This is a genomic window from Chelativorans xinjiangensis (genome assembly GCF_009812055.1).
Taxonomy (GTDB): Bacteria; Pseudomonadota; Alphaproteobacteria; order Rhizobiales; family Rhizobiaceae; genus Chelativorans; species Chelativorans xinjiangense.
In genome coordinates this window covers 35210-56876 of record NZ_WQNH01000016.1, presented here as the reverse complement: position 1 = coordinate 56876, position 21667 = coordinate 35210, and the positions used below count along the sequence as shown (strand labels likewise).

At 65.6% G+C, this 21667-nt stretch carries 22 protein-coding genes; 10 read left to right on the top strand and 12 right to left on the bottom strand.

Annotation, left to right across the window (positions count from 1 at the left end; all coding sequences use genetic code 11):
- Nucleotides 1–106 precede the first annotated feature (106 nt).
- The gene (locus GM910_RS12710; RefSeq protein WP_159587923.1) at nt 107–1084 is read left to right on the top strand and encodes a nicotinate-nucleotide--dimethylbenzimidazole phosphoribosyltransferase; all 978 of its coding nucleotides are present in this window, start codon (nt 107–109) and stop codon (nt 1082–1084) included.
- 6 nt (nt 1085–1090) lie between these two features.
- Here the strand turns inward: GM910_RS12710 and GM910_RS12705 are convergent, their stop codons facing one another.
- On the bottom strand, nt 1091–2617 hold the full coding sequence (locus tag GM910_RS12705) for a sensor histidine kinase (protein WP_159587922.1): 1527 nt from the start codon (nt 2615–2617) through the stop codon (nt 1091–1093).
- Nucleotides 2618–2684: 67 nt separating this feature from the next.
- Here GM910_RS12705 and GM910_RS12700 point away from each other — a divergent pair, with 67 nt between their 5' ends.
- The 4 genes from GM910_RS12700 to GM910_RS12685 all read left to right on the top strand — a co-directional run bounded on the left by GM910_RS12700 (nt 2685) and on the right by GM910_RS12685 (nt 5186).
- Nucleotides 2685–3299: a thermonuclease family protein gene (locus tag GM910_RS12700; RefSeq protein ID WP_159587921.1), complete on the top strand. Its 615-nt coding sequence runs from the start codon at nt 2685–2687 to the stop codon at nt 3297–3299.
- A gap of 21 nt (nt 3300–3320) precedes the next feature.
- Nucleotides 3321–3932, top strand: coding sequence for a glutathione S-transferase (locus GM910_RS12695; RefSeq protein WP_159587920.1), 612 nt, complete (start codon nt 3321–3323; stop codon nt 3930–3932).
- 36 nt (nt 3933–3968) lie between these two features.
- Nucleotides 3969–4583 (top strand): uracil-DNA glycosylase family protein, encoded by a 615-nt coding sequence (locus tag GM910_RS12690; protein ID WP_159587919.1) that lies wholly within the window; start codon nt 3969–3971, stop codon nt 4581–4583.
- Between the two features lie 111 nt (nt 4584–4694).
- Nucleotides 4695–5186, top strand: a complete 492-nt coding sequence (locus tag GM910_RS12685; protein WP_159587918.1) for an Lrp/AsnC family transcriptional regulator — start codon at nt 4695–4697, stop codon at nt 5184–5186.
- Nucleotides 5187–5194: 8 nt separating this feature from the next.
- On the opposite strand, the gene GM910_RS12680 is transcribed toward GM910_RS12685, so the two are convergent.
- From GM910_RS12680 to moaA, 9 genes are all read right to left on the bottom strand, one after another.
- Nucleotides 5195–5749 (bottom strand): DUF3299 domain-containing protein, encoded by a 555-nt coding sequence (locus tag GM910_RS12680; protein ID WP_159587917.1) that lies wholly within the window; start codon nt 5747–5749, stop codon nt 5195–5197.
- Between the two features lie 1261 nt (nt 5750–7010).
- Complete coding sequence (locus tag GM910_RS12675) at nt 7011–7880, bottom strand: NAD(P)-dependent oxidoreductase (RefSeq protein ID WP_159587916.1); 870 nt, start codon at nt 7878–7880, stop codon at nt 7011–7013.
- Nucleotides 7881–7928: 48 nt separating this feature from the next.
- Nucleotides 7929–8762 (bottom strand): ABC transporter permease, encoded by an 834-nt coding sequence (locus tag GM910_RS12670; RefSeq protein WP_159587915.1) that lies wholly within the window; start codon nt 8760–8762, stop codon nt 7929–7931.
- On the bottom strand, nt 8759–9472 hold the full coding sequence (locus GM910_RS12665) for an ABC transporter permease (protein ID WP_159587955.1): 714 nt from the start codon (nt 9470–9472) through the stop codon (nt 8759–8761). The genes GM910_RS12670 and GM910_RS12665 overlap by 4 nt, the downstream gene beginning before the upstream one ends.
- Before the next feature lie 227 nt (nt 9473–9699).
- On the bottom strand, nt 9700–10479 hold the full coding sequence (locus GM910_RS12660; RefSeq protein ID WP_159587914.1) for an ABC transporter substrate-binding protein: 780 nt from the start codon (nt 10477–10479) through the stop codon (nt 9700–9702).
- 182 nt (nt 10480–10661) lie between these two features.
- Complete coding sequence (mobB, locus tag GM910_RS12655) at nt 10662–11168, bottom strand: molybdopterin-guanine dinucleotide biosynthesis protein B (protein ID WP_159587913.1); 507 nt, start codon at nt 11166–11168, stop codon at nt 10662–10664.
- 16 nt (nt 11169–11184) lie between these two features.
- A complete protein-coding gene (locus tag GM910_RS12650; RefSeq protein ID WP_201285492.1) occupies nt 11185–12393 on the bottom strand; it encodes a multidrug effflux MFS transporter in 1209 nt (402 codons plus the stop codon).
- Between the two features lie 64 nt (nt 12394–12457).
- Nucleotides 12458–13378: a DMT family transporter gene (locus tag GM910_RS12645; protein ID WP_159587911.1), complete on the bottom strand. Its 921-nt coding sequence runs from the start codon at nt 13376–13378 to the stop codon at nt 12458–12460.
- A gap of 85 nt (nt 13379–13463) precedes the next feature.
- Entirely contained in the window at nt 13464–14471 is a 1008-nt protein-coding gene (gene moaA, locus GM910_RS12640; RefSeq protein WP_159587910.1) for a GTP 3',8-cyclase MoaA, read from the bottom strand.
- Between the two features lie 197 nt (nt 14472–14668).
- Here moaA and GM910_RS12635 point away from each other — a divergent pair, with 197 nt between their 5' ends.
- The 3 genes from GM910_RS12635 (at nt 14669) to GM910_RS12625 (ending at nt 16862) form a co-directional block, all read left to right on the top strand.
- Nucleotides 14669–15622, top strand: a complete 954-nt coding sequence (locus GM910_RS12635) for a hypothetical protein (protein ID WP_159587909.1) — start codon at nt 14669–14671, stop codon at nt 15620–15622.
- Between the two features lie 264 nt (nt 15623–15886).
- Nucleotides 15887–16240 (top strand): gamma-butyrobetaine hydroxylase family protein, encoded by a 354-nt coding sequence (locus GM910_RS12630; RefSeq protein ID WP_159587908.1) that lies wholly within the window; start codon nt 15887–15889, stop codon nt 16238–16240.
- A gap of 4 nt (nt 16241–16244) precedes the next feature.
- A complete protein-coding gene (locus GM910_RS12625; RefSeq protein ID WP_159587954.1) occupies nt 16245–16862 on the top strand; it encodes a pyridoxamine 5'-phosphate oxidase family protein in 618 nt (205 codons plus the stop codon).
- Nucleotides 16863–17138: 276 nt separating this feature from the next.
- Here the strand turns inward: GM910_RS12625 and GM910_RS12620 are convergent, their stop codons facing one another.
- On the bottom strand, nt 17139–17846 hold the full coding sequence (locus tag GM910_RS12620) for a hypothetical protein (RefSeq protein ID WP_246226068.1): 708 nt from the start codon (nt 17844–17846) through the stop codon (nt 17139–17141).
- 267 nt (nt 17847–18113) lie between these two features.
- A complete protein-coding gene (locus tag GM910_RS12615) occupies nt 18114–18566 on the bottom strand; it encodes a MarR family winged helix-turn-helix transcriptional regulator (RefSeq protein WP_159587907.1) in 453 nt (150 codons plus the stop codon).
- 18 nt (nt 18567–18584) lie between these two features.
- On the opposite strand from GM910_RS12615, the gene GM910_RS12610 reads away from it, so the two are divergent.
- Complete coding sequence (locus GM910_RS12610; RefSeq protein WP_246226067.1) at nt 18585–19523, top strand: alpha/beta fold hydrolase; 939 nt, start codon at nt 18585–18587, stop codon at nt 19521–19523.
- Nucleotides 19524–19727: 204 nt separating this feature from the next.
- Nucleotides 19728–21593, top strand: a complete 1866-nt coding sequence (locus GM910_RS12605; protein ID WP_159587906.1) for a L,D-transpeptidase family protein — start codon at nt 19728–19730, stop codon at nt 21591–21593.
- The last annotated feature ends 74 nt before the right edge of the window (nt 21594–21667 follow it).

Genomic DNA, 21667 nt, shown 5'->3' with positions numbered 1-21667 from the left:
GTTCCACATGGGGGTGTCCGGCGGCGAACGCAAGCCCGTTTGGGACCGCCATTGCCAGCGACTTTCCTCCGCTCTATGCCACGGCCGACTGCAGGAGAAAGCGAACATGACGACAAGCGGCCTTCCTTTCGACGACATCCGCAACCTTGCCAGCCAGCTGCCAGGCCTGGACAAGGCAGCGGCAGGGCGGGTGCGCGGGCATTTGTCGGGAGCGGGCGGGGAACACGGGCTCGGCCGGCTGGAGGCGCTCGCAGCGTGGCTGGCGGCAGTGACGGGCCGCGCACCGGCGCGGGTGGTAAGGCCGGTGGTGGCGCTCTTCGCCGCCTCGCACGAGGTGGCGCGCCGTCTGGGCACGGGCGACCCGGTGGAAGAGGCGCGCGGCAAGGTGGAGGCCATCGCCTCCGGCGCGGCTCCCGTCAGCCACCTGTGCGCGGCAGGCGACCTCGGCCTGAACGTCTTCGACCTCGCGCTCGACCTGCCGGTGGGCGACATCACCGAGGCGCCCGCGCTCGACGAGCGAGCGGCCGCCGCCACGATGGCTTTCGGCATGGAGGCGGTCGCCGTTGGCGCCGATCTCCTGTGCCTTGGTGCGGTGGGCGGCGCTGCCGATCTTTCGGCCATGGCGGTGCTGAGCGCGCTTCGGAACGGCGGAGCGGAGGAATGGGCGGAGGCGGGGGAGGAGGCCGTCGCGCTGCTCGACAGGGCGTTGCGCACGCACGAGGGGCATCTCGGCGATCCGCTGGAGGCAGTGCGCCGGCTCGGCGGGCGTGAGATCGCAGCACTTGCCGGCGCCATCCTGGCCGCGCGCACGCAGAAGGTGGCGGTCATCCTCGACGGCCTTGCGGCGACGGCCGCGGCAGCTGCCCTCCATGCGCTAAACCCCGCCGCGCTCGACCATTGCCTGCTTGCGGACACGCGGAGCCAACAACACCGCAAGGCGGCGGAACACCTCGGCCTGCGGCCGCTGCTGGCCCTCGGCACCGATGGGCACGACGGCGTGGGTGCTGCGCTTGCCGCGGGGCTGGTGAAGGCGGCAGGGGAACTCGGCGCCGGCATGGCGGAGGTAAGGGCACGCGTGGGCTGATCCGCATCAGGCGCTCGCGCGTCTCCGCACCGGCTGCCGCGTGGGGATGGCCGGCAGTTCCTCCATCACGCGTGCCGGCGGGAAGGCGACGATCGCCTCCGTTCCCTTGCGCAGCGTCGACTTCAATTCCAGCGTGCCGCCGTGCAGCTTCGCCAGGCCCTGTACGATGGGCAGGCCGAGGCCGGTGCCCTGCTCGGCGCTCTTGATGGCGATGGAGCCCTGGCCGAAGGCCGCCAGCACCACCGGCAGTTCGTCCTCGGGAATGCCCGGCCCGTTATCCCGCACGGCCACATATTGCCCGCCGCCCGCCGTCCAGCCGACGCGCACGCGGATTTCTCCGCCCGAAGGGGTGAACTTGACGGCGTTGGACAGGAGGTTGAGGGTGATCTGGCGCACGGCGCGCTCGTCCGCCAGAAGCAGCGGCAGTGTCGGCTCGGCCTGCTGCTCGATCCGGATATCCTTGGCGCGCGCCCTCAACTCCATCATGCGGCAGCATTCCTGCACCACATCCGTAAGCTCCAGCGGCTCCTCGTTCAACTGGTAGCGGCCCGCCTCGATGCGCGACAGGTCGAGGATCTCGTTGATGAGGTCGAGCAGGTGCTGGCCGGATTCGTGCACGTCCTTCGCATATTCGCGATAGGTGTCGTTGTCGATCCGCCCCAGCACCTCCTTGGCCATCACCTCCGAGAAACCGAGAATGGCGTTGAGCGGCGTGCGCAGCTCGTGGCTCATCGAGGCGAGGAAGCGGGATTTCGCCAGATTGGCCTCCTCGGCGCGCCGGCGCGCCTCGTCCGACATGGCCTTGGCGGTCTCCAGTTCGGCGATCAGCGCGTCCTTTTCGCTACGGAAGGACAAGAGCTGCACCGAGGCCCGGTTGCGCTGATGGGCGACGTAGGAGAAGAAGGGCAGGGAGAGGATCAGAAGCGCGGCCATGATCGGCCCCACGTCGAGCGGCAGCCGGACGTAGAGCAGGGCGTAGAGGGCGACCGGCAGGGCGAAGGTCGAAAGCAGCGCACCGCGTAGCGAGGCGGCGACGAGCGCGGTGGCGGCAATCGTCATCAGGAGAATGATGGCCATGATGACCGGGATGTGGTCGAGCCCGCACGTCGCGCACTCGAGGGAAACGAAATAAGCCCAGCCCAAACCGCTTGCGAAGTGCAGAAGCAGGAAGCGCCGCGCGAGGGCCTTTTCGTCCATCCCGGCCAGCGCCAGCGCATCCACCCGCCGGGCGAAAAGGTAAAGCGCGGCGTAGCCGGCCGCCGTGGCGAGCGCCCAGATGAAGATCTCGCGCTCCATGCCGGCGGCAAAACCAATCAGCCCGACGACGAGGACGAGCAGAAGGACCGCCGGCGTGCAGCCGGCGATCGCCGAGGCGTGGATTTTCAGCATCTCGCGGTCGAAGGCGGGGTTGCCCGCGGTTTGCGACAGGCGCTCGCGCGTGCGACGCACCGCGCGTGCCACGTCGCTGTTGCGATGTGGCTTTCTGCGGTCGACAATGAACTTGTCGACCGTATAGCTTTTCTCGCGCGCCATCGCGTGCTTTGTTCCCGCCTTCTACGTGCCCAAAGTATGTCCGAATGATTAAGAGACCCTTCAACGCATGAGTGCATGGAGACGCGGTCGACACGTCAGGGGGCGGACGAACCGCGTGCGCCGCTATGGCGATTGGGCGCTTGCGCTGGCGATCCTGGCTCTCCTGGCGCTTGCGGCGGCACGGATCGACCGGGTGGCGACGCGGCAGGTGGCGGGTGCCGTCACGCTTGCCGACGGCGACAGCCTGACGCTCTCCGGCGAGCGCATCCGCCTGCGCGGCATCGATGCGCCGGAACTTTTCCAGGAATGCAGCCGCGACGGCCATGCCTATGCCTGCGGACGGCGGGCGCGGCAGGCGCTGGCGGAGCTGACCAGGGGGCGGCCCGTCAGCTGCGAAGGCTGGGAACGCGACCGCTACGACCGGCTTCTGGCACGCTGCACGGCAGGCGGGCGCGATCTCGGCCAGGCGATGGTGGAAACGGGCTGGGCAATCTCCTACGGTGACTACCGCGGGGCCCAGGCGGAGGCGCGCGGCGCCGGCCGGGGCCTGTGGGCCGGCACGTTCCAGACCCCGCAGGACTGGCGTGCCGGCCGGCGGAGCATCGAGGAGGCACCGCACGACTGGATCGGCCAGGTGATAAACTTCCTGCGGCAACTCCTTGCCGGGCGCGCCGCCACGTAACGATGGAGGAAGGAGGCAGCGATGAGGCTTTTCGACGGGGGCAGGGCGCCCAACCCGCGGCGGGTACGGATCTTCCTGGCCGAAAAGGGAATCGAGGTGCCGCTGGTGCCGGTGGACATGGGCGCGATGGAGCATCGGGGCGAGACCGTCGCCCGCCTCAACCCGCTGCGGCGCCTGCCGGTGCTCGAACTCGACGACGGTACGGTGCTCACCGAAACCGTCGCCATCTGCCGCTATTTCGAGGAGCTGTATCCCGAGCCGGCACTTTTCGGCAAGGGCGCGCTCGGCCGGGCCCTGGTGGAGATGTGGCAGCGCCGTGTCGAGCTCGGCCTTTTCATGTCCGTCGCCGCCGCCTTCCGCCACCTGCACCCGGCGATGAAGGAGTGGGAGGTGCCGCAGGTGCCCGAATGGGGCGAGGCGAACAAGCCGAAGGCGGTCGCGTTCATGCGCTTCCTCGACGGCGCGTTGGCGACGCGCCCCTTCATCGCCGGCGGCGATTTCTCCATCGCCGATATCACCGGCCTCGTCGCCATCCAGTTCATGAAGCCGGCCCGCATTGAAATGCCGGCGGACCTCCACCACCTGAAACGCTGGTACGACGACGTCGCCGCAAGACCCAGTGCGGCGGCATAGCGGCCGCCCGAGGGCGGCCATCGGGACGGCATCTCCATGACCGACACGCTGGAAGCCCTGTTGCGGGAGATCCGCGCCTGCCGGCTGTGCCGGGAGAGCCCCACCGGCGCGCCGCTGCCGCACGAGCCGCGCCCGGTGGTGACCGGCTCGCGCACCGCCCGCATCCTGATCGCCGGCCAGGCGCCGGGCACGCGCGTGCATGCCTCCGGCCTCCCCTTCGACGACCGCTCCGGCGACCGCCTGCGCGACTGGCTGGGTGTGAGCCGCGATGAGTTCTACGACCCGCAGCGCTTCGCTATCGCGCCCATGGGCTTCTGCTTTCCCGGCTACGACGCCAAGGGCAGCGACCTGCCGCCGCGCCGCGAATGCGCGCCAGCCTGGCGCGCCCGCCTGATGGCGGCAATGCCGCAGATCGAATTGGTCCTGACCGTCGGCCAGTACGCGCAGGCCTGGCATCTGGGCACCCTGCGCCGCAAGGGCGTGACGGAGACGGTGGGCGATTGGAAAGCGATTTTCGCCGCATCGGAGCGACCGCGCCTTCTGCCGCTGCCGCATCCGTCCTGGCGCAACACTGCCTGGCTGAAGAAAAATCCGTGGTTTGAGAAAGACTTGCTGCCCGTTCTTCAAGAGGAAGTGAAGGCGAGGACGTGACCACGCCCTCCCTTCGTGAAGGAAATTGCAGCTTCTGTTGAGAAAATTTTTCTTGAAACCGGGCGCGGATTGCCCCACGTTTGGAAAAAATTTCCTCCCGGAGATTCCCTCATGGACCGTCTCGACCGCAAGATCCTGCGCCTCCTGCAAGAGAATTCCACCCTTGCCGTGGCCGACATCGCCAAGAAGGTGGGTCTGTCGACGACGCCGTGCTGGCGGCGCATCCAGAAGCTGGAGGAGGAGGGCGTCATCCGCCGCCGGGTGGCCATCCTCGACCCGGTCAAGGTCAACGCCCGCGTCACGGTCTTCGTTTCGATCCGCACCAATGCCCACAGCCACGAGTGGCTGCGCCGCTTTGCCGAGGTCATCAAGGAGTTTCCGGAGGTGGTCGAGTTCTACCGCATGAGCGGCGAGGTCGATTATCTCCTGCGCGTGGTGGTGCCCGACATCGCCGCCTATGACGCCTTCTACAAGAAGCTCATCTCCAAGATCGAGATCCGCGACGTCTCCTCCTCCTTCGCCATGGAGCAGATCAAGTACACGACCGAGCTGCCGCTCGATTATCTGGTGCTCGACAAGGAAGCCGCGCACGCGGCGGCCTGAGTGCCCGGCTAGTCGCGCGCAGGGCTCCCAAGGAAGCCCCACGGTGTTGCCGGGCGGACCTTCCCGCCGGCGAAGTCCGCACGTGCCACTTGAGCCATGCTCATGCGGTAGCCGGATTCGATGACCGCCACGCCGTCGAGGATGAAGAGCTGTGTCTTTTCCAGGCCCGCCGCAAGCCGGCCGGTCACCGACACCGGCTCGTAGTTCATGCTGAGCCGGTAGGGCTCCTCCGGCACGACGCGGATGACCTGGGACGGCGGCGGCTGGGCCATGTGGCTGCAGGCGCCGCTTCGCGGCACCAGCATGAAGGCGTAGACCAGCTCGCCCTCGCGGTCGGCGGGAAGCAGGTAGCCCGAAAGCTCCACCGTCTTGCCGTCGAATGCGGTGGAAAGCGCAATCTCCCGGGGCTTTGCGGAGGGCGTGGGGCGGATTTTTTGCGGGGCGAGGGGCGCATGGCCCTCGGGGAGCAGGTCCCGCCAACCGATCTTCAGGCTTTCCGCCCCGGCGGTTGCGGGCAGGAGAAGACTGGCTATCGCAACCGTGAAAAGAACCCCGACCCGCATTGTTATCGCCGCTTTCAGTGAGCCACCAAGAAAATAAACTCTGCGTGTTCGACCTGGTCAAGGCAAGGCCGTTCTGGAGATGGGTGAGGCGCTGACGCTGGTCGGTGATCATCAGTGCTTCTCCTTCGATCTTTTGATCCTTCGACAGGCTCACCCTTCGACAGGCTCACCCTTCGACAAGCTCAGGGTGAGGACAGGCGCGCGCCATCGTTGCCACGCCCGCTGCCCGCGTCTGGCTCTTTCAAAGAACCACCCTTCGGGAAGGCTCCCTCGAGGTGGTGGGAAGACGGGCGGCCTTCGTGTCGCCAGTCTAATTTTTTTCAGCGACCCTCGGGCCGCCCGTCCGGCGTTCTTAAGTCTCCGCCCGTTCCGCTTCCACGAAGCCGGATCCGGAAGGCTTTGAGCCTTCCACGACAGGGCGCTCCCGCGCCCCCGTCTTTCCGGCTCCCCTTTAAAGTGCACCGTCCGGCACGCGCCGCCCGTAGTGGCGGCAGGGGAACCCTTGGGCGGAGCCTCCCCGGGCCGACCGCCACGTTAGCGGCCCGCCGGAGGCGCCGGCCCCTCCCCGCGAGACCGCCGTCGCGATCCACGTTCCCGCGGGAGGGACGGGCACAGGATAAGGGCGGCGCGGGCAGGGGGGATAAAATGCGCGGTTGGGCGGGGCGAAAAAATTATAAGCGATTGTTTTGGAACGAATGTTTTTTTGAGGGGGCGGGAATTTGTCCCCGCGCAGGCGAGGCATTGCCGGCTGAGGTGAAGGGCGCCCGCCGCCTTTCCAACGCGCGTCATCCCACCCGCGCGCGTCATCCCTACCCGCGCGTCATCCCGGAAGTCGGAGCGAAGCGGAGACTGTCCGGGACCCATTCCGTGACTCGTCCACCTTCCGGCCCGCTTCGCCGGAGCTTCAGCGAGGCGAGAATGGGTCCCGGACATGCCTTCGGCTTTCCGGGATGACGCACGCGGGTGGGCTTTTTTTGAAATGTTGAAATGCCGGCGCCCCTTCGCGCCCCCCTCTGTCCTGCCGGACATCTCCCCCACAAGGGGGGGAGATTGCGTTGGCCGCTTGCTCCGGCCCTCATTCTGCAACGCTGATGGTTGGCGAAAACCGCTGTGACGGCCAATCTCCCCCCATGTGGGGGAGATGTCCGGCCCCTTCGACAAGCTCAGGACAGAGGGGGGCGCGATGGGGCGCCGGTTTATCCGCGAGTCGCGTCTTGAGCCGGTAGGGCTGCACAGTTCCTCCAGCCGCGCATCCCGATGCCTACTTCTCCAACCGCGCAAGCAGCGAGGAGGTGTCCCAGCGTTTGCCGCCCATTTCCTGCACCTCCTTGTAGAACTGGTCGACGAGTGCGGTCACCGGCAGCTTGGCGCCGTTGTCGTTGGCCTCGGCGAGGCAGATGCCGAGGTCCTTGCGCATCCAGTCGACGGCGAAGCCGAAGCCGTATTCGCCGGCGTTCATGGTCTTGTAGCGGTTTTCCATCTGCCAGGAGCCGGCCGCGCCCTTGGAGATGACCTCGATCACCTTCTCGATGTCGAGGCCGGCCTTCTTGCCGAAGTGGATGCCTTCGGCCAGCCCCTGCACGAGGCCGGCGATGCAGATCTGGTTGACCATCTTGGTGAGCTGTCCGCTACCTGCAGGGCCCATCAGCCCGACCATGCGCGCATAGGCCTCGATCACCGGCCTGGCCTTGTCGAAGGTGGCCTGGTCGCCGCCGCACATCACCGTCAGAACGCCGTTCTCCGCGCCGGCTTGCCCGCCGGAGACCGGGGCGTCGATGAAGCCGAAGCCGCGGCTTTCCGCCTCCACTGCCAGTTCCCGCGCAACGAGAGCCGAGGCGGTGGTGTTGTCGATGAAGACGGCACCGGCCTTGATCGCCTTGAAGGCGCCGTCCTCGCCCAGCGTGACGGTGCGAAGATCGTCGTCGTTGCCGACGCAGGAGAAGACGAAGTCCTTGTCGCGCGCGGCCTCGGCCGGTGTCGGGGCCATCGCTCCGCCGTGCTCGGCCACCCATTTCTCCGCCTTGGCAACCGTGCGGTTGTAGACGGTCACCTCGTGGCCCCCGCGCTCCTTCAGGTGCGCGGCCATGGGATAGCCCATCACGCCAAGTCCGATGAATGCAACATTCGCCATACGGCTCGTTCCTCCGCTTTTCCGGGGTGGGTTTGACGATGTCAGGGTTTACCGGCGAAGATGCCGTGTCAACCGCCGCTCGATGCGGTCGACGCCCAAGCGCAGCATCTCCACCATGCTCAGATAGATGAGGGCCGCCCAGATGTAGGTCTGGAAGTCGAAGGTACGCGAATAGGCCCGCCGCGTCTCGCCCATCAGATCGTAGACGGTGATGATGGCGACGATGGCCGAGCCCTTGATCATCAGGATGATCTCGTTGCCGTAGGGGCGCAGGGCGACGAGGGCCGCCTGCGGCAGGATGATCTTGTAGACCGTCTGCAACCGCGACAGGCCGAGGGCGGAAGCCGCCTCCCACTGGCCGCGGCCGACGCTTTCGACGGCGCCGCGCAGGATCTCCGCCTGATAGGCCGCGGTGTTGAGCGAGAAGGCGAAGATGGCGCAGTACCAGGCCTCGCGGAAGAAGCCCCACAGGCCGACGGCCTGCAACTCGGGCCGGAAGGAGCCGAGCCCGTAATAGACCAGGAAGGTCTGGGCGAGCAGCGGCGTGCCGCGGAAGAAATAGACATAGGCATAGGAAAGGGTGGCGACGATGCGGCTCTTCGACCGGCGCCCGAGCGCGACCGGCACCGACAGCACCGCGCCGGCGACGACCGAGATGACCACGAGCTGGATCGTCACCCACAGCCCGGACGCATAGTTCGGCGCGTAGCGCCAGAAAAGATCGGGGTCCCAGGAGGCGAGGAGGAAGAGGACGATGCCGAGGCCGAGCAGCGCCCACACGACGAGCAGTGCGACGCCGGTAAGGCGCGCGTGCGTCCATCCGGCGCCCTGTGCGGGGGGCGGCAGTTCGCGTGCTTCACGGGTGGCATCGGACAGGCTCATCGCGTGACCCCGCTGGCGGAGACGCGCCGCTCGATCGCCGAAAGGACGATCGAGGAGAGGAGCGCCAGGACCAGATAGATGAGGCAGGCGATGCCGAAGAACAGGAAGGCCTCCTTGGTGACCCGCGCGGCGATGCCCGTCTGGCGCAGGATGTCCGACAGGCCGATGACGGAGACGAGAGCGGTTTCCTTCAGGAGGATGAGCCAGAGGTTGGACAGGCCGGGCAGGGCGAGGCGGATGAGCTGCGGCAGGATGACGAGCCGCATGGTGCGCCAGCGCGACAGGCCGATGGCATAGGCGCCTTCGTACTGGCCGTTGGGGATCGCCCGGAAGGCGGAGAGAAAGACCTCGCTCGCATAGGAGGAAAAGACCGCCCCCAGCGCCACCATGCCGGCGGCGAAGGCGTTGATCTCGATGCCGGTGGCGGCACCCATGAACCGCATGACCTGCTGGACGCCGATCTGCGCGCCGTAGAAGACGAGGAACAGCGTCAGAAGCTCGGGCAGGCCGCGGAAGATGGTGGTGTAGATGTTGGCGGCAAGCCGGAGGGCGGCGTCTTCCGAACGCTTGCCGAGCGCGATCAGGAAACCCATCACCAGCCCGAGCGGCAGTGTCGCCAGCGCCAGCGTAACGGTGACGACGACGCCCGCGGCGATGTCGTCACTCCAGCCCTGCGGGCCGAAGCTCAGAAGGGTCAGAACGCCGTCCATCTCCCAATCGATCCCCTGGCGCATCGGTTTTCGGAAAGCACGATGCGCAGATTCAATAACCTGCAGCGGCCTTGTGTAGCGTCCTTAAGGACGCACGGCGCTGCAGGCGGCGCGTTTTCTTTTTCTGCCTCGGGCCCTCAAGCCCGAGCCATCTTACCCCGCGCCGCCAATTGCGCGGAGCGGCGGAACTCCTCCCGCCGCTCCGCAAATGCTCACTTCATGCCTTCTCAGCTGCCGTAGGCGTCGAAGGAGAAGTATTTGTCGTTGATTTCCTTGTAGGTTCCGTTGTCGCGGATGGCCTGGATGGCGGCGTTGAACTTCTCGCGCAGCTCGTCCTCGCCCTGGCGCACGGCGATGCCGATGCCCTCGCCGTAGATCTCCTCCACCGGCGTCAGCGTGTCGAGCACCCTGCAGCATTCGCCGTCGGCGGTGCCGAGCCACTCCTGCAGCACGATCACGTCGTCGATGACCGCGTCAAGCCGGCCGTTCGCCATGTCCAGCTTGTATTCCTCGGCGGTCGGATAGACCTTGACGTCGCTGTCGGGGAAGGTTGCCTCGGCGAACTGGGCGTGGGTGGTGGCGGCCTGCGCGCCGATCACCTTGCCGGCAAGGTCCTCGGCCATGGCGCCGGCAATGTCGGAATCCTTCATGACCACGAGCGCCGGCGGCGTGTTGTAGTATTTCTCGGTGAAGTCGACCTGCTTCTTGCGCTCTTCGGTGATCGACATCGAGGCGATGATGGCGTCGAACTTGCCCGCCTGCAGCGCCGGTATGATGCCGTCCCAGTCCTGGGTGACGAACTCGCACTCGACACCCATCTCCTCGCAGAGCGCACGCGCGATATCGATGTCGAAGCCTTCGAGCTTGCCGTCGGCGGTGAGGTTGTTGAAGGGCGGATAGGCGCCTTCGGTGCCGATCCGGAGCTTCTCCTGTGCCGTGGCTCCGCCGATCGTCAGCGCCAGCGCGGCGGCCGAAAGACCAAGTGCAATACGCCTTGTGATACGCATAAGTGTTCCTCTCTGTCGCGTTCGTGCCCCGTATTTTCCTTTGTAAGCGCGGGGCTTGGGCCGATATTCCCATCCTTCGCAATAAAATTGCAAGCGGCAAAGCGCGTTATCGGCAGGGATCGGACACTTTGTTTTTCGCAATTCCGGACGGAAAACCGGCATCCACTTTTCCTGGAATTGCACTACCCGATGCCGAGATGCCGGACGATGAAATCGGCGATGGCCTCGACATCGTCGAGGGAAAAAAGCGGCAGGCTCTCTTTCTCGTCCGGGCTGTCGCTGGCGACGGCGACGACCCCCGGCACCGCGCCGGCGAGCGGCGTCCGGTCGAGCGCATCGAGGCGGCGGCACTCGATCTTCGGGTGCGGTTCGCGCTTGTAGCCCTCGACCAGCACCAGGTCCGATGGTGAGAGCCGGGCGAGGATGTCGGCGAGCGACGGCTCGTCCTCGCCCCGCAACTCGTGCATGAGCGCCCAGCGGCGGCTGGAGATAATGGCGGTTTCCACGGCACCGGCCTCGCGGTGGCGGAAGGAATCGGTGCCCGGCCGGTCGACCTCGAAGCTGTGATGGGCGTGCTTGACCGTGGCGACCTTCAGCCCGCGCTTTGTCAGGGCAGCGGTAAGCCGCACGGTCAGCGTCGTCTTGCCGGAATTCTTCCAGCCGGTGATGCCGAAGACGCGTTGTGCCATGGCTTGGCCTCCCGTGTCACAACTCGCCCGCCTGACGGGCGACATAGATGACATAAAGCGTTGAGACCACCGCGCAAAGGGAGGAAAGGAACATGACGAAGAGCAGCGGGTAGGGGCCGGACTGCGCCGTCAGGAAGGCGCCGGCCAACACCGAGAGCGCCGCCCCGCCGCCGATCTGCAACGCTCCGCCGAGCCCGGACGCAGACCCCGCCAGATGCGGCCGCACGCTGACGACGCCGGCATTGGCGCTTGGCAGCGAGATGCCGTTGCCCATGCCGACGAAGAAGGTCGGGCCGAAGAGCGATAGCGGATGAAAGTAGCCGAGCCAGAAGAGGACGAGGGAAAGAGCCGTGCCGGCGACGGCGATGAGGTTTCCGGTGAGCATCATGCGGTTGACGCCGATGGCGCGCGAATAGCGTCCGGACAGGAAGTTGCCCAGCGCATAGCCGACCGTGATGACGGCGAAGTACAGGCCGTAGCCGGAGGGCGACAGGCCGAGAAGCCGCGTGGCGACGAACGGGCCGCCGCCGAGAAAGGCGAAGAAGGCGCCGGAGGTGAAGGCGGCGGCGGACGAGTAACCCCAGAAGCGGCGCGAGCCGAAGAGCTCTGGATATGTCTTGATCTGGCCCGTCATACTGGCGGAGCGGTGGGTGTTGGTCTCGCCGAGGTCGAGATAGACGACGACGAAGGCAAGGATGCCGATGGCGAGCATGAGCTGGAAGGTGGCGTGCCAGCCGTAGAGCTCGTCGAGGATGCCGCCGATGATCGGCCCGACCATCGGCGCCACGGTCATGCCCATGGTGATGTAGCCGATGCGGCTGGCCGCCTCGTCGGTGCCGACCGTATCGCGCACGATGGCGCGCGCCAGCACCATGCCGGCGGCGGCGAAGGCCTGGAAGAGGCGGCACAGAAGAAGAAGCTCGATGGTCGGTGCGTATATGGCCGCGAACGTGCTGAGGATGAAGACGGCGAAGGAGAACAGCATCACCGGCCGGCGGCCGAAACGGTCCGAGGCCGGGCCGATGCCCAGCTGCAGAATAGCGGTTGCCGCCAGGTAGAGCGACACGGCAAGCTGGACGATGCCGTAATCCGCCTGGAAATAGGTGGCCATGCCGGGCAGCGACGGCAGGAAGAGGTTCATCGCGATCGCCGCCGTGCCGGCCGCCGTGACGAGTGTCAGGATGTGGGGCGGTGTGGTGCGGTCGAACGGTCGGGCGGTCATCATCTTTTCCGCAATATCACTTCTTCGGTAGTGGCATCGGGCGTGCGGTTGCCGCCCGTTCTTGACCTCATGTTCCCTCGGGCGCCATGCCGGGACCGGTGCTCTCTGCGATCGGCTTCTTCCTTCCCACCACCTGCTCGCGGTAGAGCGCGTAGAGCCCGGAGGCGACGACAACGGCCGCGCCGACAAGCATCGGCCCGTCGGGCACGTCGCCGAAGACGAGATAACCGAGCGCCAGCGCCCACACCAGCGCCGTGTAGCGGAAGGGCGCCATGAAGGAGATGTCGCCGATGCGCATGGCCGTGATGATGAACTGGTAGCCGACGACGAGCGCCGCCGCCGCGGCGAGGAGAAACGCGATGTTCGCCGCGCCCAACGGCGACCACCCGCCAAAGGCGGGCACGAGCGCTGCGCCGCAAACGGTCACGGCCGCCGACGTGACGGCGGACACGAGCACGGTCGGCGTCTCGTGCGGAATGCGGCGCGTGGCAAGGTCGCGCACCGTGCAGAAGCCGACACAGGCAAGCGCGGAGAGCGACCATGCGCTAAAACCCTCGAACCCCGGCCGCACGATGATGAGGACGCCGAGAAGGCCGGCGGTGATGGCACTCCAGCGCCGCCAGCCTATCGGCTCGGAAAAGACCAGGGCAGCGCCCACCGTCACGGTGAGCGGCAGGGCCTGCAGAACCGCGCTCACATTGGCGATCGGCAGGTTCAGGAGCGCCATGAGGAACGTGACGGTGGCGCCCACCTCGCATATCACCCTTAGGAGAACGCTTCCCCGCATCAGCTTGCCGGGCGCCGCAAAGGCGCCCATCCAGGTGGCCAGCAGAACAAGCAGCAGCGTCGCGAAGACGCCGCGCACGAGCATGATCTGGCCCATGTTCATGGATGCCGAGACCACCTTGGTCAGCGCGTCGTTGACGTTGAAGCCGGCCATGGAGACGGTGATGAACAACGCGCCGCGCAGGTTTGGGGAAAGGGCCACCTCGGCTCCGAAGCTGAATTTCGTAAGCTTGGCTTACGATCGAACGGAGCGCGAGGCAATCGGTCCAGTTGGGTAAAAAACGTTGTCAGCCGCCGGTGACGCTCATGTGGCGGGAGACGGCGGGGCGTTTCGTCGTGCGGTCGATGACGAAATCGTGGCCCTTGGGCTTGCGGCCGATCGCCTCGTCGATGGCGTTGGAGACGAGGTCGTTGCCTTCCGAAGAGCGCAGCGGCGCGCGCAGGTCCGCCGCGTCCTCCTGGCCGAGGCACATATAGAGCGTGCCCGTGCAGGTCAGCCGCACGCGGTTGCAGCTTTCGCAGAAATTGTGCGTCAGCGGCGTGATGAAGCCGAGCCGGCCGGCGGTCTCCATCACCTCGACATAGCGGGCGGGACCGCCGGTCTTATAAGGGATGTCGGTCAGCGTGAACTGCCGCTCGAGCCGCGCGCGCAATTCCGACAGGGGCAGATACTGGTCCGTTCGGTCGGCGTCGATCTCGCCCATGGGCATGGTCTCGATCACGGTTAAGTCCATGCCGCGGCCGTGCGCCCAGCGCAGCATTTCCGGGATCTCGTCCTCGTTGAAGCCTTTGAGCGCGACGGTGTTGAGCTTGATCTTCAGCCCGGCTGCTTGTGCCGCCTCGATGCCTTGCATCACCTTGTCGAACACGCCCCAGCGGGTGATGGCGCGGAATTTTTCAGCGTCGAGCGTGTCGAGCGAGACGTTGATGCGCTTGACACCGCAATCGGCAAGTTCGGCGGCGAAGCGGGCGAGCTGGGAGCCGTTGGTGGTCAGCGTCAATTCGTCCAGCGCACCCGTTTGAAGGTGCCGCGAAAGCTGGCGCACCAGGTGCATGATGTTCTTGCGCACCAACGGCTCGCCGCCGGTGAGCCTCAGCCGGCGAACGCCCTTTTCGATGAAGACGGCACATAGCCGCTCAAGCTCTTCCAGGCTCAAAAGATCCTTCTTGGGAAGGAAATGCATGTCCTCGGCCATGCAGTAGACGCAGCGGAAGTCGCAGCGGTCCGTCACCGATACGCGCAGATAGGTGATTGCGCGGCCGAAGGGGTCGATCATGCTGCCGGCTTGGTTCATGCGGTTTTGTCTTTGTTCGCCTGTTTGCCTGTCTTTGATGTGGCCATGACAACGGCAGTTTCAAGCCACCCCATCAACCTAGCATCCCCCGCCGGTTTCCGGCAATGCGGCCGTTGCAGGCGGAACGTGCGCCATGGACACGCCGCACTTCATGTAGTAATGGATTTTCTGTATTTTCTACATGGGGATATATTGTTATGGCGGATAAAAGTTCAGTTACTGTAAATAATAAAACTTATTTTGACGATGATGAGTTTGGGTATTCTGCAGTTGGTGCTACGGCAAGTGTTGGCGTGAATCCAAATGGAACCGAAAAGAGCGCCGAAGAGCGTCTGCTGGATCAGAATAATACCAAGCAGGGATCTGTGGATATTGATTTCACCGTTTCCCCGCCCGATGCCAACGACCTCTCCAGGGAGAACAGGATTGACCTCCACATGAACGAGACGACATCTTCGGAAGGCTCGTTCGACTGGAAAGCTTCTTCCGATCTTGGGGAATTGCGCCCGTCGGGACTGTCCAGGATGTCGGGCGTCATCGCAGAAACAACGCGCGAAAACGCCTCCACGGTGAGCGGTCACGCGACGGTCGTGGGAGAGGAAACGCCGAGCGGTGCAGACGACGCCGTGCAATCTCCCGCACCTCACGTGGGTGAATTCCAGGTCTCGCTGGGCGCGAAATACGGCGCAGATGGGGATCTGGAGTTTTTCGAGCCGACGACCGTCTCCGATCTGAGCGACATTCCCGTGCGGCAGGACGGCGATTTGTGGTGGCTGCCCGACGCCGAGCAGCCGGATTTCTTCTATCGGATCAACTTCGAGCTCGATGGCGAAGAAATATCGATCGTGACCGGCGATGAAGTGATGCTGGCGCTGACGCGCTCTCCCGGCAAAATCAGCGAACTCGTCGAGGAACAGTGGCAAGCGCTCGAGGCGAGCCGGGAAAACCAGCCCTCGGATGCCGATGCCGGGCGGGTGCAGGATTCTCCCGAACAGGCGCCGGCGCTTTCCGAGGAGATCACGCACGATGATCTGTTCACCGACGCCGGGGAGGACATCTCTTCCGCGCCCGGGTTCGAGTTCGACGTGCTGAGGCCAAGCGATCTCGATCCGTTCGATCTCGACATCGAAGGCCTTCCCTTCCTCGCCTGATGGAGCCGCATCGGCCAATTGTAAATTCAAGAGGGGGGCGCGAAGGGTGTCGCGTAACTGTAAAATTAGACTTTAGAGCGCCGCGCCTCCATTTGGACGCGCAAAGGAAAATCGATTCCGATTTCGGGTCGATGCTGTAGTCTCTCTGGGGCTGGAAGGCTTCCCTCCGGCCCCTTTCGGCGAATGGGGTTGCAAATTGGCCCTTGCATCGCCGGTGTCTTCCATCCCAACAGTGTATGAGCGGATGAAGGCCGGAGGCTGGCGATGAAAGCACCGAAAGAATTGCGCGTCTCGAAAGACCGGAGGCTCCTGACCGTGAGCTTTCCGGACGGGGAGCCGATGTCGCTCAGCGCCGAGATGCTGCGGGTTCTCTCGCCCTCGGCCGAGGTGCAGGGCCATTCGCCGGAGCAGCGGGTGACGGTCGGCGGCAAGAAGGACGTGGCGATCGCGCGCGTGGAGCCGGTGGGCAACTACGCCGTGCGCATCGTCTTCGACGACGGCCATGACACCGGGCTATACAGCTGGAGCTATCTCGCCACGCTCGGCCGCGAGCGTGAAGAGCGCTGGCAGGACTATCTGCGCGAACTGGAAGAAAAGGGGCTGAGCCGTGAGCGCTGAGACGATGGATGCGGGGGCGATCGGGACGATCGAGGAACTGGAGGCGCTTTACGGGAAGCCGGGGCAGACCTCGATCGTCAAGGAGATCGACCACATCATTCCCGCCTATGCCGCCTTCATCCAGGCTTCGCCCTTCGTTTCGCTGGCCACGGCCGGCCCGGAAGGGCTCGATTGCTCGCCGCGCGGCGACAAGCCCGGCTTCGTGCGCATCCACGACCCGCGCACGCTGATGATGCCGGACCGGCGCGGCAACAACCGCATCGATTCGTTGAGGAACATCGTGCGCGACGGCCGCGTCGGCCTCCTCTTCCTGGTGCCCGGCTCCGGCACCACGCTGCGCGTCAACGGCCGGGCGCACCTTTCCGCCGATCCGGAGCTGTGCGCCTCCTTCGCCATCGAGGAAAAGGCGCCGCGCTCGGTCATCGTCATCCGCGTCGAAAGCGTCTACTTCCAGTGCGCGCGGGCGATCCACCGCTCAAAGCTGTGGGAGAAGGAGGCGCAGGCGGACCCGGCCCTGCTGCCGACGCCGGGGGATATCCTGGGTGAATTGAGCCGTGGCGACATCGACGGGAAGAGCTATGACGCCGAATGGCCGGGGCGCGCGGCGAAGACGATGTGGTAGGAGGCTGGTTCGGGCTGCTGGCACGACGAACGGCTCGATTGAGCCCAAACGCGACCTTCCTGAGCAGGATTCCATCCCCGAAAGCCGACACCGAATGCAACCCAAACTCATGGCGCAATCGAGGCGGCGCTCACCATGTCTGCTCCACATTGCTGAAGAGCGCCAAAGGGGCCCGAATGGGTTCGGAGCCAGAGGTTCCGGCTGAGGAGATGGCGAAAGCGCTATTGGGGAGAAAGGTCGGCGCGGCGGATTATGCGCTCGCGCCGATCGAAAGCCTTATTCAACGGGTATCATGAGATGCTCGTAAGGCGTTCCAGCCCACATTACCCAAGGCTGCGACCTGTCGGGGGTATCTCCGGGCTGGGGATAGTCAGTCGGTAGCTCGGGCAGCGCGAAGAGCATGACATGCGGCGGTTCCTGCTCCGGCTCCGCGCCTTCCGGCGCTTTGGCGAAGGGGTCGATATTGCTGGGGGTAGCGCCGCCCGCCAGCATGTAGCCGAAGCCTACCTTGCCCTTTGGTGGCTCCGCCTTGTTCATCCACGCCTCCGCCCAGGCCATGGCATTCTGATCCAGACACATCGGATTGTTGCCGGGGCCCGGATCGTCGGCCAAGCAGGTGAAGTTGTTTGTGCCATCCCGCAGCGTCCGTACCTCGCCGTTTTCGTCAATCGCGATGATTGTCGCAGCGCTCGCCACGGCATCAGGTGCCGCGGACATTGCATTCTCGATCAGTTCGTCGTCGCTCATGTCGGCTGCCAGGACGGCGGTCGAAAGGCCAAGCCCGGCAAAGGCGGCCATGGAATACATTGACAACAGGCGCATTTCATCCTCCCACGTCGAGCGTTGGTAGGGGCGAGCGCTGCCGTCTACATGCCGGTGCGCAGCCAAGACCCAACGCACCAAAAAAACATCATACCTCTCGCCGAATCGCCCGCCAGCTACCCCAACTAGGTAGGCGGGCTCGGCAGAATTGATGAGGTTCATGCAGTGGGACGCGCAATGATTCCAGCGAAGGGTGCTGATTGCCAGGAAGGCGTTGGGCGCAATCCATATCTCAGGGAGCGGCTCGTTTATGTTCGCAAGGATTAGTCTTTGTGTTTGCCGCGGGCGGTAAGGGGGGCACCTTCGGCAACAGTGCGAATGGCGGCTTTCGAGACGTGCAGGGAAGGGCAACAAAGTCCGCAACGCCGCCATTCGGCGCTCTGCCTGCTAACTCCGCGGGACCCAAACCAGCGTCCACGTCCACCCCCTTTACTCCCCCTCCAGCTCATCGACGATCCGCCGCATCTGTTCGCCCATGGCGTCGCAGAGTTCCGGGCTTGATTGCGCCATGACGCGGTCGATGAGGGCTGTGTAGACGTCCAGCGCCTTCATCAGCAGCGCCTCGCCCTCGTCTGTGAGGTAAAGGCGCATGATGCGCTTGTCCCTGGCGTCGCCCTCGCGGCGCAGGAGGTTCTGCTGTTCGAGCTGCGGCAGGAGCATGGTGATGTTCGAGCGACCGACGAGCAGGCGGCGCGCCAATTCGTGCTGGGAGGTGCCGGGATGGCGGTAGAGGTTCATCAGGACGTCGAGCTGGGCGATCTTCAGGCCGAGGGGAGCGAGCGCCTGGGAAAGCGCGCGCACGACGGCCTTTTCCGCCCGCACCACGGCGATCCAGTTGCGGAACCGGGGATTTTCCCAGGGAAGCCGTTGCTGTTTGTTCATGACTGAACTATAATGTTCATGATTGAACAGAATGAGGCGCGCAAGATGATTTCCTTCCCGTTGCAGCTCGTCCGAGGCCTTTTTGCCATAGCCGAGCCCGTGGCGCCACGCCTGACGGGCAGAGCCGCGTTCGCGCTCTTCTGCCGCACGCCGAACCCGCGGCGCGCATCGCCGAGGGCGCGGGAGGCGTTGCGGGTGGCGCATCCCTTCATGATGGAGGCGCGCCGGCACTGGCTGACCAGCGATTACGGGCATTTCGTGTGCCACGAGTTCCGCCCGCCTGCCGGCGGTATGGGGCGGGCGACCGCGCTCGTGGTGCATGGATGGGGCTCGCGCAGCGAGCATATGCGCGCCATCATCGAGGAACTGCGCGGGAAGGGGATGCGTGTCGTGGCGCTGGACCTGCCCGGCCATGGCGCCTCCGCCGGGCGGCGCCTGAACATGGCGATGGCCGTTGCGGCCGTGAAGACGGCGGAGCTCTGGCTCGGGCCCTTCTCCGTCATGATCGGCCATTCCCTCGGCGGGGCGGTGATCGTCAACGCTGCCGTCGGCTCGATCGAGGGCATCGCCCCCGTTGCCGCAGAGCGGCTGGTGACGATCGCCGCGCCCAATGCGATGCAGCATGTGTTCGACGGCTTCGCGCACCATTGCGGGCTTGGGAGGAGGACGCGCGAGGCCTTCCATGCCCAAGTCGAATATGTAACGGGGCAGCCGCTTCGCGCCTTCGAAGGCGCGGCACAACTGGCGCGCCTGTCCGTTCCGGTGCTCGTCCTGCACGCGCCGGACGACCGGGAAGTGGCGCCGGAGGATGCGGACGCTCTTTGCCGTGCGGGGCCGCATGTCGAGCGCCGCTGGGTGGAGGGCACTGGGCACCGGCGCATCCTGTCCGACCGGCGGACCGCCTTGCAGGTGGGCGAATTCGCGGTGCGGCCGGCCTTTCTCGCCGCCGCGCAGTAAGGGCGGAAGACGGCCGGTCACGATTTCGTGAAGATGCGCCAATCCGGGGCAGGGACGCCCGCGGTTACGCTTGGTTCACCAAACGGGTATAGTTTTCGCGGTCGATGGATTCTCGATCGGCTGGTGCGCGCGAGTTGGGCGTTCGAACGAACCATTGATGAATAGCGTTACCGATAAGACGCAGGATAATCGCGGGGTGATTTCATGACGATGACGTTTGCCAAACGCAGCGGCCTTTCGGTGCTGGCGCTTGCGGTCGCCCTCACAGGGACGGCATCGACGGCGAGCGCCGAGCGAAACCTGTTCGACATACTCTTCGGCAACCGCGCCAACAGGCAGCGCGTCGCCGAGCCGCCCCGCCAGCAGCCGGCGACCACGCCCGCGCCGCGGGTGGCCGCGCCGAAAATCTCCGCGCCCTCCTTCCACGACTACCGGCCGGAGGCGCCGGTGAAGGTGGATTTCGCGGCCATCGCGGCCGCGTTGGATGAGGAGGACCGGGAAGGGGGCGCCGCGCCGTCGCCCTTCCTCGAGGCGCTTGCCGGCCTTGCCGGGTTCGATCTGCGCGCGGAGAAGGAGGTCGCCGCGGCGCTCGTCACCCATTACGAGCGCAACCCCGGCTTCATCTGGGTCGAAGGGGCGGGGCTGAACGACAAGGCCGATGCGGTTCTGCGCGTCCTCAACGATGCCTCCGCTTTTGGGCTTTTGGAGGGGGACTACGCCGTCAACGTGCCGCTCGCCGCGTCCGCCGTCCTCGATACGCCCGAGGAGCGGCGGCAGGCGCTCATCCGCTTCGAGATGGCGCTTTCGGCGCGTGCGCTGCGCTATGCGCGCGACGCCCACCTGGGCCGCGTCGACCCCAACAAGCTGTCGGGCTACCACGACTTCCCCAAAAAGCCGCTGGAGGCGGCGGCCGTGCTCGAGGTTCTGGCGCGGACAAAGAAGCCTGCCGCCTATCTCCAGTCACTGCACCCGCAGAACACGCTCTACGCCGCGCTTCGCAGGGAATTGAAGGCGCTGAGGGCAAGTGCGGAGAAGGAGATCGTCGTCGATACCGAGACCTTCGTCCGGCCCGGGTCCAGCCATCCCGAATTCCCCAAGATCCTGCAGATCATCGAGCGTGACGCCGACGCGGCCTTCCGCGCCGAGCACGGCGAGGTGCTGGTCGCCCATGCCGGCAGCGAAACCTACGCGCAGGAGCTGGTGCCCGTCGTCAAGGCGGCGCAGGATCTGCACGACCTCAACCCCGACGGCATCATCGGCCGCCGTACAGTCGGGGCACTGGCGGGCGAATCGAAGCAGGCCCGCATCGACAAGGTGCTTCTGGCGCTCGAGCGCCTGCGCTGGCACCCCTCCCATCTCGGTAATAGGCGGGTGATGATCAACGCCGCCTCCTTCACCGCCACCTATCTGGAGGACGACCGGGAAAAGCTTTCCATGCGCGCCGTGGTGGGCAAGCCGTCCAACCAGACGAGCTTTTTCCACGATGAGATCGAGTATGTGGAGTTCAACCCCTATTGGGGCGTGCCGCGCTCGATCCTCGTCAACGAGCAGCTGCCGCGGCTGAGGCGCGACCCGGGCTATCTCGATCGGGCCGGCTATGAGGTGACGGATTCGCGCGGCCGGCGCGTCTCCTCCGCATCCGTCGACTGGAACCGTTACGGCGCCAACATTCCCTTCAGCGTGCGCCAGCCGCCCGGTCCGGCGAACGCGCTGGGCGAGTTGAAGATCATGTTCCCCAACAAGCACAGCATCTACATGCACGACACCCCGGCGAAGGAGCTGTTCAGCCGCGATACCCGCGCTTATAGCCACGGCTGCGTGCGCCTGCAGGACCCGCGCGCCATGGCCGCCGCCGTGCTCGGCACATCGGTGGACGAGATCGGCCGGGAGATCGGCAAGGGACGCAACGCACGGCGGGACGCCCCGCAGAAGATCCCCGTCTATGTCGGCTATTTCACCGCCTGGCCGGAGGCGGGCGAGGTGACCTATCACGCCGACACTTATGGCCGCGACGACAACCTGAAGAAGGCGCTGGCCAAGGTGGAGGAAATCCGCGTGCCGGGCAGCTGACTTAAAGCAATTCCAGGAAAAGTGGAAACAGGTTTTCCGTCCGGAATTGCGGCAAAACAAGGGGTTAGATCAGT